This window comes from Vibrio sp. MACH09 (assembly GCF_033238805.1).
Classification (GTDB): Bacteria; Pseudomonadota; Gammaproteobacteria; order Enterobacterales; family Vibrionaceae; genus Vibrio.
The window spans coordinates 386,178-399,400 of record NZ_BSFZ01000001.1 but is presented as its reverse complement, the minus strand read 5'-3'; the positions used below and the strand labels follow the sequence as shown (position 1 = coordinate 399,400).

Annotated in this window: 13 protein-coding genes and 1 tRNA gene; 9 read left to right on the top strand and 5 right to left on the bottom strand. The window is 38.8% G+C overall.

The features are described 5' to 3' along the window. Positions 1 to 56: 56 nt before the first annotated feature. Positions 57 to 1,319, bottom strand: coding sequence for a RidA family protein (locus CHJ_RS01795; protein WP_317916716.1), 1,263 nt, complete (start codon positions 1,317 to 1,319; stop codon positions 57 to 59). Between the two features lie 568 nt (positions 1,320 to 1,887). Between CHJ_RS01795 and CHJ_RS24090 the strand changes: the two genes are divergently transcribed. The 7 genes from CHJ_RS24090 (at position 1,888) to CHJ_RS01765 (ending at position 6,632) form a co-directional block, all read left to right on the top strand. After that, entirely contained in the window at positions 1,888 to 2,097 is a 210-nt protein-coding gene (locus CHJ_RS24090) for a LuxR C-terminal-related transcriptional regulator (protein ID WP_171752365.1), read from the top strand. After that, positions 2,094 to 3,347, top strand: a complete 1,254-nt coding sequence (locus CHJ_RS01790) for an HlyD family secretion protein (RefSeq protein WP_317916715.1) — start codon at positions 2,094 to 2,096, stop codon at positions 3,345 to 3,347. Before CHJ_RS24090 ends, CHJ_RS01790 begins: the two co-directional genes overlap by 4 nt. Continuing rightward, positions 3,347 to 5,419 carry a peptidase domain-containing ABC transporter gene (locus CHJ_RS01785; RefSeq protein WP_317916714.1) on the top strand — a complete coding sequence of 691 codons (2,073 nt, stop codon included), beginning with the start codon at positions 3,347 to 3,349 and terminating at the stop codon, positions 5,417 to 5,419. Before CHJ_RS01790 ends, CHJ_RS01785 begins: the two co-directional genes overlap by 1 nt. Before the next feature lie 125 nt (positions 5,420 to 5,544). Beyond that, on the top strand, positions 5,545 to 5,700 hold the full coding sequence (locus CHJ_RS01780; RefSeq protein WP_317916713.1) for a hypothetical protein: 156 nt from the start codon (positions 5,545 to 5,547) through the stop codon (positions 5,698 to 5,700). A 181-nt stretch (positions 5,701 to 5,881) separates the two neighbouring features. Continuing rightward, positions 5,882 to 6,061 (top strand): hypothetical protein, encoded by a 180-nt coding sequence (locus CHJ_RS01775; protein ID WP_171752369.1) that lies wholly within the window; start codon positions 5,882 to 5,884, stop codon positions 6,059 to 6,061. 56 nt (positions 6,062 to 6,117) lie between these two features. Then, complete coding sequence (locus CHJ_RS01770) at positions 6,118 to 6,315, top strand: hypothetical protein (RefSeq protein WP_317916712.1); 198 nt, start codon at positions 6,118 to 6,120, stop codon at positions 6,313 to 6,315. Between the two features lie 146 nt (positions 6,316 to 6,461). After that, positions 6,462 to 6,632 carry a hypothetical protein gene (locus CHJ_RS01765; protein ID WP_317916711.1) on the top strand — a complete coding sequence of 57 codons (171 nt, stop codon included), beginning with the start codon at positions 6,462 to 6,464 and terminating at the stop codon, positions 6,630 to 6,632. Between the two features lie 749 nt (positions 6,633 to 7,381). Here CHJ_RS01765 and CHJ_RS01760 read toward each other — a convergent pair. The 4 genes from CHJ_RS01760 to CHJ_RS01745 form a co-directional block, all read right to left on the bottom strand. Then, positions 7,382 to 7,466 (bottom strand) — tRNA-Leu (locus tag CHJ_RS01760). A 190-nt stretch (positions 7,467 to 7,656) separates the two neighbouring features. Next, positions 7,657 to 8,250, bottom strand: a complete 594-nt coding sequence (locus CHJ_RS01755; protein WP_171752372.1) for a disulfide bond formation protein B — start codon at positions 8,248 to 8,250, stop codon at positions 7,657 to 7,659. A gap of 12 nt (positions 8,251 to 8,262) precedes the next feature. Next, entirely contained in the window at positions 8,263 to 8,430 is a 168-nt protein-coding gene (locus tag CHJ_RS01750; protein WP_171752373.1) for a hypothetical protein, read from the bottom strand. A 186-nt stretch (positions 8,431 to 8,616) separates the two neighbouring features. Next, complete coding sequence (locus CHJ_RS01745) at positions 8,617 to 9,993, bottom strand: winged helix-turn-helix domain-containing protein (protein ID WP_317918062.1); 1,377 nt, start codon at positions 9,991 to 9,993, stop codon at positions 8,617 to 8,619. A 586-nt stretch (positions 9,994 to 10,579) separates the two neighbouring features. Here CHJ_RS01745 and CHJ_RS01740 point away from each other — a divergent pair. Further along, entirely contained in the window at positions 10,580 to 12,484 is a 1,905-nt protein-coding gene (locus tag CHJ_RS01740; protein ID WP_317916710.1) for a methyl-accepting chemotaxis protein, read from the top strand. Between the two features lie 274 nt (positions 12,485 to 12,758). Continuing rightward, positions 12,759 to 13,217, top strand: a complete 459-nt coding sequence (locus CHJ_RS01735; RefSeq protein ID WP_317916709.1) for an RDD family protein — start codon at positions 12,759 to 12,761, stop codon at positions 13,215 to 13,217. Positions 13,218 to 13,223: the final 6 nt, after the last annotated feature.

The window sequence follows — 13,223 nt, the reverse complement described above, 5'->3', positions numbered from 1 at the left end:
GATCACCAGATCTAAATTCGATCTCAACAATCCCAATCTTGTTAATTTAGCAAAACTTATGCGTCAGGTGGTGTACCTTCACCGTTTGAAACTACAGCATCAATTTGTACTAACGCATCCATAGCAATCGCCGACACTCCAACTACCGTTCTTGCAGGAAGTTCACCTTCAAAGAAAGAGGCATAAACATCATTAACGGCCTCAAGGTCATCAATATTTTTAAGCTGAATATTTACTTTTACGATATCGTCCATTACATGGCCGATACTTTCTACTATCGCTTTGATATTGCTTAAACACTGTCTTGCTTGCTCATTTATTGCAATTGAAACCACTTGATTACTTTCTGCATCAATAGGTAACTGTCCCGCAATATGGTTGTAATGAGAGAAAGCGACGGTTTGAGTATGTAAGGCATTTAAAGGCGCTTTATCGGTATTATTAGCTTTGATTACGATACCGTGTCTATCTTCAATTTCTTGCGGTGGAGTACCATCACCATGCGACACAACGGCATCTATTTGAACCGATGCCCCCATTGGTAATGCTTCCGCAGCAATAATCGTTCTTGCTGGAACATACGCAACGGTTCTCGCTATCGCTGAATCAGGGAAGAAGGTGCTATAAACTTCGTTAACAGCATCAAGATTAGAGAGATCATCAAGATAGACATTAATCTTCACGATATCGTCAAAAGGTACATCAATACTTTCCAAAATAGACTTTATGTTACGTAAACACTGTTTAGTTTGCTCTTTCACTCCACCAGCAACAATGGTGTCTGAATTCGGCTCTACAGGTAGCTGAGCAGAGATGTTGTTGTAGTGAGAAAAAGCGACGGTTTGGGTGTATAAACCTGTTGGTGCGTTATCGCTATTTTTGGCTACTTTTACCAATGGGCAAGGATCTTGTGGTGCAGTGCCTTCACCATTAGAGATAAGCGCATCCATTTGTACCAAAGCACCGGTTAAAGGTAGAGCAGCAACAGCAACAGTAGTTCGAGTAGGGAGGTATTCTTGGAAGAAGGTTGAATAGACTTCGTTAATCGCCTCGATATCTGAAATGTTTTTTGCAAACACATTGATTTTAACAACATCGTCCATGACATGATCAATACTTTCTACGATGGCTTTAATGTTACGCAAACATTGATCAGCCTGCTCTTTTATCCCACCCGCAACTATCTCGTTTGTTTTAGGATCTACCGGCAACTGCGCTGAGATATTATTGTAATGAGAGAAAGCAACTGTCTGTGTTGATAGAGAGCTTGTAGGTGCATTTGTTGTGTTTCTTGAAAGTTTAATGATACCGCCAGTCATACCTAGTATCTCCTGTTTGATATGAATTTATATGATGTCTGTATATCTACGCTTAGCCTTTGGCCAGTTAAAAATATTCACCTAACAAAGCAGAATTATTTTTAACATTTAAGCGGCAACAGCTTGGCTGGTAACATTAAAATAAATCATAAAAAGCATGTTGATTAGAACCAAGTATCGGTGTGGGTATGATTATTTATGAAATAACTTAGCCACTGGTCAAACTAATCACTGGCTCAAATACACTAAATTCGATACAGGGTTTTATCCTAGTAGCAACACTCATTTATTAAAGTACTGCGACCTGACTTCTAATACCGACGACGATCGTTCAAGGCATTACACCCTCAAAATAAAAGCAATACCATTTTTAAAAAAATAACCATAAAAACCCCAAATAAAACAATACTTTCGCACAATATCATGAGCTTTCATGCAACAAGATTTCAGACGACTATTAAAAACCCAAACCTTGTCGAATTTTTTTCAGTCTCACCTCTCCTGCTGTCGATTCCATATTTCTGTTCAAGTATAAACGGAGCACTACTCACTCACCTATGGACAATAAATGCAGACAATAAAACAGCAACAAGTTGCCACCCTTTTATGTCAGGGGTTGTCTAACAAACAGATTGCTCGCCAACTCTACATATCGGAAAACACGGTCAAATACCACTGCAAACAGCTTTTTAAAACCCATAACGTACAGTGTCGTACCCAACTTACTGCACATCTCTTAACTTGCTCCAAAAACACAAAAATGGAGCCTTGTAAGTGACGAAATCTCTATTTAGAAAGCAAGCTTTGGATAAACAGCAAATTCGCTTAGAGGGAGAGGTACTGCTTCTGCAGCCAATTTCCCAACCACTGCTTGTGGGTGGCCTGACATCCATTGTACTTATTACGTTGCTTTTCCTTTTCAACGCTCAGTTTGCTCGGCAGGAGAGTGCTATTGGCATTATTACTCCTAATGGCGGTGTAATACATGTCTATGCGCAACAATCAGGTGTCGTTAAAGAGTTACTTGTAAGCGAAGGAGACACTGTTGAACAAGGTGACCCCATCGCAGTACTTAGTACCTCTAAAATCATGAGCACAGGAGAAGAAGCACAGCAACTCAGTATTAAATCGCTACAACAACAAATCAAATTACTCAACAGCAAATTGCAACGACAACACACATTGTTTGCAAATGAAAAGCAGCAATTAGAAATTCAAAAAAAAGCACAGCAACTTGAAATTGAGCACCTAACGCGGCGTTCAGAACATAATAAAGAAAAGTTATTCCTTCAAATAAAGCAGCTTACTGCGGTCAAGAAGCTTGCACAAAAGGATTATATTAACGCCACTAAAGTAGACGAAACACACCGCCAATATCTTGAATTGGCTTCAGCGCAAGAATCAGTATTGCAATCACGCTCACAAAGCCAACAACAGTACTATTTATTAGAAGGTAAAATTGACGCTCTGCCGGTAAAACAGCAAGAAGAGATAGACTCGTTAGAAATGCAGATATTACAGTTAGAGCAGCAACTTATTGACGCTAAAGCTAATTATGAATTTGTACTTAGAGCAGAGCAGGCAGGAACAATCAGCAGCTTACAATTCCAACTTGGTCAGATTGTCTCTGGAAATACGCCTCTTGCCAGTATTCTTCCCAAAGATAGTGAATTGCATGCAGAGCTGTTAATCCCTACTCAGGCAATAGGTTTTGTACAACAAGACCAAAAAGTCTCACTGCAATACGGCGCATTCCCTTACCAAAAATTTGGTTTATATCAGGGAAAAGTAAAACAGATCAGCCGTACGGCCTTACTACCAAATGAACTACATAACTTACCAATATCGATTGACGTCCCTGTCTACCGAGTCACTGTTAGTCTCGATACACAAAGCGTTTTTGCTTACGGCGAAGAGTTCCCGTTGCAATCGGGAATGCAGTTACAAGCCAATATCCGACTCGATGAACGCAGCCTATTTGAATGGCTACTTGAACCAATCTTTAGTCTACGAGGACGTTTCTCCTAATGTCACAGTCAAACCATACCTTACTTAAACTTAACTCTCGTCCATATCTGCCTGTCATTCATCAAACCGAAGCTGCTGAGTGTGGCTTAGCCTGCCTTGCTATGGTGGCGCATTATCATGGCTATCGCTCAGATCTGAACCAACTGAGACGTCGATTCTCTATCTCTAACCATGGTATCAACTTAAAACAATTGATCGCTATGGCTGGCAAGCTCAACCTTATTGGCAGAGCGCTACAACTTGATCTTGAGCATCTGCCCCAGTTACAGCTTCCATGTATTATTCACTGGGATATGAACCATTTTGTGGTACTAAAATCCGTTTCAGCAAATAAAGCCGTTATTCATGACCCCGCCTCTGGTGAAAAAACCATGTCGCTGGAGGAGTTTGCGAACCACTTTACGGGTATTGCGCTTGAACTAACGCCATCTGAAGAGTTTGTACAAAAAGAAGAAAAACAGCGTCTGAGATTCCGCCAGTTGTGGAGCAAAATCATTGGCCTTAAGCGCTACCTCATTCAGATTTTAGTATTGTCTGTGCTGCTGCAACTTTTCACTGTTGCCGCCCCCTTTTATCTGCAAACGATAGTGGATGACGTTCTACTCAGAAACGATTACCAATTGCTGATGGTGTTGGCGGTTGGGTTTGGCTTAGTCATGCTAATTAAAGCCATGACAGAGTGGTTAAGAGACATTCTGGTACTTCACCTTTCCAGTAAAATAAGTATTCAAATGGCCGCCAACATCTTCCGTCATCTTATTCGTCTTCCTCTAGACTATTTTGAAAAACGTCATATGGGTGACATCGTTTCTCGATTTGGTTCCCTAAATGAGATCAAAGAGTTACTCAGCTCAGGTATCGTAGCGGTGATCGTCGATGGTGCACTGACCATCGTCACCTTAGTAGTGATGTTTTATTACAGCAAATTGCTCGCCAGTGTCGTGCTGTTGTTTGTTGCAATATACAGCTTGTTGCGAGTGGCATTCTATCGCCCAGTTCGAACAATTACGGAAGCGAGCATCGTTTCAAGAGCCAAAGAGAACTCCAACTTTATGGAGACCTTAAGAGCGATTCAGAGCATTAAAGTATTCAGTAAAGAGCATGATAGACAAAATCTATGGCAAAACCGTTATGCGGAGGCAATGAACAAAGAAATACAGCTGGGCCGCTGGGTAATCGGCATTAATTTCATCAACAACTTACTGTTTGGTTTAGAAAATATTATCGTCATCTATTTAGCCGCAGAGGCGGTTATGGGTAACATTATCTCTTTAGGCATGCTATATGCTTTTATGAGTTATAAATCTCAATTTACCACAAGTGTCGACTCGCTGATTACAAAAGCCATTGAAATCAAAATGCTTAGTTTACACTTAGAAAGGCTCTCCGATATCGCCCTGACACCTACCGATCCCTCTCACGAATTGTCAATTCACAGCTCGATTGAAGGAACGCTAAGTGTTAAATCGTTATGTTATCGATATTCAGAAGAAGAACCCGAAGTCTTTAAGAACTTAAATTTCACCATAAATGATGGCGAATCAGTGGTTATAGTTGGCCCTTCAGGATGTGGAAAATCAACACTGTTAAAGTGCTTAATGGGGCTATTCTCTTCTTACAAAGGAAGTGTATTGATTGGCGACACTCCCATTGAGCAGAGTGGAAGCTATCGCAGCCAAATAGCCGCCGTTATGCAAGATGATCAACTTATCTCCGGCTCTATTGCGGACAATATCGCATTCTCAGAAACCGACATTGATTTTGAATGGCTGCACCAATGCGCATCCATAGCCAATATTCATAATGAAATCATGGCGATGCCAATGAATTACAACACCTTTATCGGAGATATGGGCTCATCTCTTTCAGGAGGTCAAAAACAACGCCTGCTATTAGCCAGAGCTCTCTATCGAAAACCCAAAATACTATTTTTAGATGAAGCGACGTCTCATCTCGATATTGATAATGAAAATATTGTTAACGACAATATTAAAAAATTAGATATCACTAGAATTATTGTGGCTCACCGAAAGGAAACCATTAACTCTGCTGAACGTATAATTCGGTTGTAATGTCATCGTTATAACTACCCATTTGAGTAGTGTATTTATTATCTTTAATGGTTGATCATAGTTTTCCTAAATGAAAATTCAATTAAAGAATATAGATTAAATAAGATTCATAAAGGATATAAATTATGAGAGAAGTTAGCTCAGAAGAACAAAATCATATCTGCGGCGGGTGGGTGACCTATTTCGATGTTATCAAATCAGTAAATTTGGGATATGCTGCGGCATTAACTGTAGCTCTATTTGCTACTGCTCTCGGCTATATTTTAGGTAGTCAACGCTAAAAAATACCACTCAGAATGTATAAGGGTTCATCCATGAAAGAACTGACACTTCAACAAGCCGAGAAAATAAATGGTGGCGTAGTAATTACCGTATCACTAGCTTTAATTTTTGGAATCAACTACTTATTAGGTCGGCAATTTAGAAACTTATTCATAACCTCACAATAATTGGAGAACGATAATGAAAGAACTCACTAGCAATGAAACAGAACTTGTTTCTGCTGGACTCTTCTCATCCTACTTTGTGTACAGTGGAATGGTAGAACTAACACTAGGAATTACCGTCGCAGTTAGCATCGCAGGGGCCGCTATCAGCACAATACTAAGGGCTGTTGAAAGAAACCGTAATAATAACGCTTAGTCATAACATTAGTACGATTGAAAAGATTTTATCTATATTTATTAAGGAGGTAAGTCATGAAAGAAATTGGAATCAAAGATCAAGAAAAAATTTGTGGTGGGACACTTTTCTCTGCATACATTGGGTACATGATTGGTGTTCACGTTCTTGCTGTTACATATTCAGCGGCAGTAATAACAGGTCACGTAGCCGCAATAGGAGCCACAGCAACAGCAGCTGTTGCGGGCTTTATTACCGGAACACAAAGCGATTAGGGAGGGATTATGCAAGAACTCACAATCAAAGAAACAGAAACCATAACTGGTGGCGTTTTCATTACTACAATTGCATTTTCTTTACTATTTGCCGCTGGCTACATTTTTGGTCAAAAACTTTAACTATTAAATTAAAGGAAAAGCAGATGAAAACGTTAACTGAAGATCAGGTTGAGCTTGTTTCTGGTGGGGTTGAGCTTGTTTCTGGTAGTTTTATACTCAATATAATATTTTTTACTACTGGATATATCAGTCTTTTAACCATGTTAACCGCAGGTATTGGCTCTACAGCCATAATATGGAGTAATCAAAAGTAATAGCCATATATTTTCACAAGGTCTGACAATTAAAAATAGAAGACTCGCGAAAAAAATAATAGTCAATACTACCTTTTTGGGTAGTGTACTTACCAACATTATTTAACGATGATAAACACCGCAAGTAAAAACATACAGATATTATATATTTTTTAATTGTTTTCAAAGAAAGCAATTAAAAATAAACACAATAAAACCATTCAATGGAGAGTCTATATGAAAGAACTAAACAACAAAGAAACCGAACTTGTTTGTGGCGGATTTTACAACAACTTATTTTCATGGGCAGAAAAAGCACTTACAAACCTTACCACATTAATATCTAATATTATCAGCTTCGTGCCGAAATTTAACTTATGGTAATTAATCCATAGATTGAACTACGCTACATCTGTTCATCATACTTCCAGATAAGACACGATGTAGAAAATTCTTTCTCGGTACAATATCCATCATGGCCTTCAGCTACTCTGAGTACCATACAAGCTGAAGGCCTTCCTATATAAAAAGTTTAATAAAGCTGTCCATTCAATTTCTCATCATTATCCATGCTTATCACTCAGATAAGTTCTTTCAGAACCCGTCATGGATAACGAATTAATCAAATCTATTAATGCAAATAACAATACTTTTATAAAACAATACTGCTATAAAATAATACAGCGATGAAAAGAAGATCGAGCTGGCCTTTTGATTACTCTAGAAACAACAAAGCCCCGACTTTCGTCGAGGCTTTGTCATATAAATTATGGTACCGGTGGGCGGACTTGAACCGCCACGCCCGAAGGCAACGGATTTTGAATCCGTCGTGTATACCAATTTCACCACACCGGCATCTTAAGGCAGAAGCCTTTTGATGTCTGGCATTATACGGATGAAACTAACGCGTGCAAGAGGAAATTCCTTAGTTGTGAGTTAGTTGTTGAATAATTCACCATAAACACTTCAATGAGAAGCCAATACACATAAAAGCGCCACGACAAATCGTGGCGCTTTCTTCAAAAGTCATCAATTAGTACTGACTCTACCAATTCCAACCATTTTCTAACCAACCCCAGTAAACTGGCGGATATGGCGCTTTCAATGGAGGTGGCCCAACAAGAGCAAATGACAATATTAAGTTACCAACAATCAAGAACAATACCGCATAAAAAGTGAATGTTTGTAAGTTATTGAGTACTCGACCTGTAGCCGGAACATTTTTACAGAAATCAAATACTTTTGGCATCATCGTCATTAGTAAACCCACAACGAGTACCACTGCTGTTTGAAGTAAGTAACCCCAAAAATACATATGAACACCCATAAATCGGCCTTCAGTACCTTCAAACACAAACCAGTGGAAAGTCGAGTGGCGAATACTCATATAAATATCGATGGACGCCAGAATTAATACGAAACCAACAAATTGTGGTCTAGGTCCATATCGTAATACTAAACATGAAACCAACATGACCAATAATATAAGTTGTCTTGTAATTAAGCAGCTCGCGCAAGGCATATCACCTAGATATAGTTGTTCATAAAATGTTGCGGTGAATATTCCAAACCCTAAAATAAGAGTAGCAATTGCAACTATGTTATAAAAACTATTCTCACTAATATCTAATTTAAACATAATATCGTCTCCTTATACTGGACCATAGATAAATGGGTGCTTCCAGATATAAGCAATGATATATCCTACAAGCGTAACTAAAGAGATTACAAACCAACGAATTGAAGACTGTTCTTTTTCTGGACTTTTTATAAGCCACCAACAAACTAATGTCATAAAAACATATATTAATGTATTCATAATAGTTTCCTTAATAAAACTAAAATCAGTAAATTCGAAACTATTATTGAATAGAAAAAAACACAGAATGATGATGCAAGGCAAGTGCGTTAGAAAACAAACAAATTAAAAACGATCTGATATCGTCGCAATAGGCGGCATATCAACGGCATCCGTTGAGTTCACACATGTTAAGGACCTTAAGATCTACTTCTTTAGGATAGGTTTGGAAAGGTTTGGATTTTGTAAATACTCCTGAATCTCTCTTACTTGGCCGATACCAGCCTTGTTAAGTTCTGAAAATCGTTGATAGTTGTACTCCGCTCCCCTTTGGTTATCTACTTGCTCATCCGCCACACCAAGTAGGTAATAGTTAACAGGACTAGGAGAACTTTCTGCGGCGAAAAACAGATATGGGTACGCTTTTTCAACTTCATTATTTAATAACAATGCCATTCCGAGGGTGGTATTGGCGATATTGCACCTTGGGTTTTGTTCAAATGCTTCTTCTGCTTGTAATAAAGCGAGTTGTCTATTGCTCTCATCTCTATCATTTAAAAATTTCATTGTGGAGATATAAGAGCTTAATGAATCTAACAAATAATAAGAACGACCTGAGTTCTTAAGTTTTTTCAGTTCATTCTCCATTACCTCTAACTCTTTGGCACCTTTTCCTTGATAAAATAAAGAAATAGCTCTTGCAATAATTTCCCAGTCTTGATAATTCTTTATTGAGGTAATTCTGTGATTATCTACATTATAATCGGTCTGTTCAGGTACCATATATGTTTTAATTTCCAGAATTAAATCACCAATTGACGAAAAAAACTCATCTTTTGTAAAGTATTTTTCAAACTTAACTGTTTGTATCTCTTTATTTCTAAAAAACTGAAGCATTAAGTTAATGACATAACCATCGCCATCTCGTCTCATCCATGACTTTAATTCATAATCACTTTCCAGCACAGTGAGCGTTTCTATGTCTTTAAGATGCTCACCACGATATCCAACAATGTTCTTTGAAGAGTTAAGCCCGAAATATATATATTCATAGACACTTTTGGCAATACTATAGTCGGCACTATTATCTAGAACGATATTATGAAAGACTAATGGCACGACACCTTGTTCCAACAATACACTATTTTCAATAGTGTCTTGTTTATCCGTTTTTATCGCTTCATAAGCGGAGATTCCAGCCACCATTATTACCAAAAACAGTAGAGCTCCAACTAGCTTTCCTTTATTAGGGCTTTTGCTATTGTTGTTACTTACGGGTTTTGTCTCTTTAGTCTCTATTTCCGATACTTCGATATCCAGTAAGTAGCCCTGTTTTGGTATGGTTTTTATTATTTGATAGGGTCTCATTCTATCATTTAGCTGAGTCCTTAATAGGCTGATCACCTGACGGACTAAATTCTCAGAGACCTCTTTCCTTTTCCAAACACAATCCGCAAGCTCTTGAGCACTGATAACTTCTTTTCGTTTATCTATAAAAAACATCAACATTCGTGATTGAAGTGGCTCTAAATGGTGCTTCTCTCCATCCACGATGAGATAACTCTCTGCGGCATTAAAAGTCATTTCAGAGGAGGCGTGGAGGCGATAAGATTTGGATAGTGACATGACAATTACATTTAGGAAAAGCGCGATTAAGCCATACTAAAAGTTTTCTTATTGTTATAGCAAGTTATCAATAGGCACAACGATAACTCGATCGGTTAAAGGAGAAATTAAATCCTCAATTACGCATCAAATCTGGCAAAACGCTCCGATGCAGCAACGTAGCCTTCATCACACTCTGACCATTTAACTGGCGATTATCAGAAAATATTATCGTGTTTTTTATCAACAACATTAAATGACAACAAACTAACTAAGAAGATTAATAAATAAAGCACACCAATATTTATTCATCTATAGAAAATATATAACCAGTTAATTTGAAAAATTAAATTTGACACAATTAACCTTCCAGTCGCAAATAGAAGAAAATAATAAAACTATCAATAACCAAATATGAACGACGCTATCTGACTATCGTTATGAACAGCACATATAGTCTAATATTATAATTTACTTATTATAAATTCAGTTCGCGAATATTTGCCCGTTACTATTATTGACATTCACTTATTACTCAAACACTTAAGTTCGGGGTACTCCCACTATGGTAAAACTCAGTTTCAAAGGTGCTTTGCTCGTCTCTATTTCAGTTTTAATAGCGGTGTCCGTTGGTAGCGCAAACTATTTGGCTTATATAAATGAAAGAGATGCGTTGCAATCCAACATTTTTATAAATGCTGAACAACGAGTAGAGGTAGAAGCAAAACGCATTCAAGATTTTATGAATGGTAAAGCTACCGCCGTCAATAACCTCGCCGATGATTATAAAACTTTCCAGTACACCTCTGATCACGCACAACGCATGCGTGTTGCGGGCATTACTGCCGATGTTGGAAATATGATGATCGGTTTTAAAAATGGCGATGCCTATGCTTCTTATAATTATGAAGGCTGGGTCGATCACAAAAACCCCAGCAGTTACGATCCAAGACAGAGACCATGGTATCAGGCTGCGCAACAGACAGGACAACTGATATATACCGATGCCTATACCGATGCAACATCAGGCAATTTAATGGTAAGCATTGGGAAGTCGTTTGACGAAGGGGTGGTATTAGCTGATGTATCTCTGGATGTTTTGAACAAAAGCGTAAAAGAGATCAACATGCTCGGGGCGCTGTCCGTCATCATGTCTGAAGATACCACGGCTCTAGCAAGCACATCTAATGTTGTAAAAAACGGCAATAAGCTGACAGATTTCGACTCTTTAAAAAATGCCGTTCAAACCGTTGTTGGGCAAACACATGCGATGGTTGAGTACCAGTTAAAGGGCGCAGACAAGATCATGTTTTCACGTCAAATCATACTTGGTGATAAAACATGGTATCTACTGGTAGCTTTAGATAAAAAAATCGTTTTTGCTCCGATAGATCAAGCCAAACAAGCGGCGATTTACTCTTCATTTATTTATGTATTAATCAGTATTGTGCTCTCTCTTTTGATTATTAATTACTTATATCGCCCAATACTAGCACTTAAGGCAACGATACAGAGTTTATCAAGTGGTGACGGCGACCTTACTCAGCGCCTTGAGGTAAAATCGAATGATGATCTTGGCCAAATTGCCACTGGTGTTAATGAGTTTATCGAAAGCCTACAATCTATGATGCAAGAGATTGAGACATCGACATTAACCCTCAAAACTGACGTTGATGCATTAATGGTGCAAAGCCAAAACAATTCGGAGATCCTAGCAAAGCACGTCGTTGAAACTGAGCAAATCGTTGCTGCAATCGAGCAGATGAATGCTACTGCAGAGACCGTTGCACATCATGCCGCAGAGACCGCACAATTTACCTCTGAGGCAGCGGTAATGGGAGGAGACTCATTAACCGTCGTTGGAGAAGCTCAGACCAAAGTGACCTCTCTTGTCGATGTGGTTGACAGAACCTCCACTAGCATTCGAGAGATGAGTGAAGAAACTAAAGGAATAAACTCAATACTAACGGTAATAGGTGAAATTGCGGAACAAACCAACCTACTGGCTTTAAATGCCGCTATTGAGGCCGCAAGAGCGGGAGAACAAGGACGAGGATTTGCAGTCGTTGCCGATGAGGTACGAGCGCTCGCTAGCCGGACTCAGACCAGCACTGGTGAAATTGAAAAAGCGCTAGGCAGTCTAATCCATGGTAGTGAGTCTGTCAGCAACTCCATGGACACAACCAAAACAACCTGCAATGAAACATTCCAAAGTACTGAAATGGTAGGTAAACGAATTAATGGCCTGACTACGCATATATCAGAGATCAATGATCTCAGTACTCAGATCGCCACAGCAGCAGAGGAACAAAGTAGTGTCACTCATGAAGTCAGTCGCAATATGGCCTCAATAAATGAAATGGTCAATCAATTGAACAGCAACGGACAAGAGTCAGCGATGCAAACTCAAAGTATCTCTGAGGTTAATTCGCAGATAACCCAGTTAGTCAGCCGGTTCAAGTTGCGCTAATGGCGATCAGTTCATAACTAAAATAGTCACCACCGCCTACTGATATAGGCGGTTTTGGCTAAAAAAATAGTAAAACCTAACTGAAAACACCACTTATTATCACTAGTGTATAATTAAATAATCAAAATCCACGCTCCGTTATCAACTTGTTACATCACATATTACTGATAACAATACCTTTAATAGATGGAAATCAATTTATCATCGCTATATCCTGTGCAAACTTCTCAAGTTCATTTATTTTCTTTCTCAAAACATCAAGGTTACTCAAAACATGAACCCTCCAGCCAGTTTATTTAGGCGTTTAGCCGCATTAATGTATGACGGATTAATCATCTTAGCGATTGAAATGCTAGCTGGCGGACTGGTGGTCGCCATTTTAGAAGCTTTTGTCGCTGGCGGATTGATGACCTATGGTCCTTATCAAGATGTGAGTGACTTATTAGCTCATCACCCTATTTGGAGCTACGTATATACCGCTTATCTCGGCATTGTCTGGATTGGATTCTTTGTTTTCTTTTGGACCAAAGCTGGGCAAACGTTGGGGATGCGAGCATGGAAATTACGCGTACAAAGCCTTGATGGCCGCTTAATTAGTAAGCGACAAGCTTTGGTAAGAGTCGGAACATCCTGCTTTGGCTTAGCCAATTTACTGGTACCTTTTCACCCTAAAAAAAGAGGTTTTCACGACCTTTGGGCAAAAACGGAAGTAGTGGTACTGAGCAGAGTTTAATGGCCA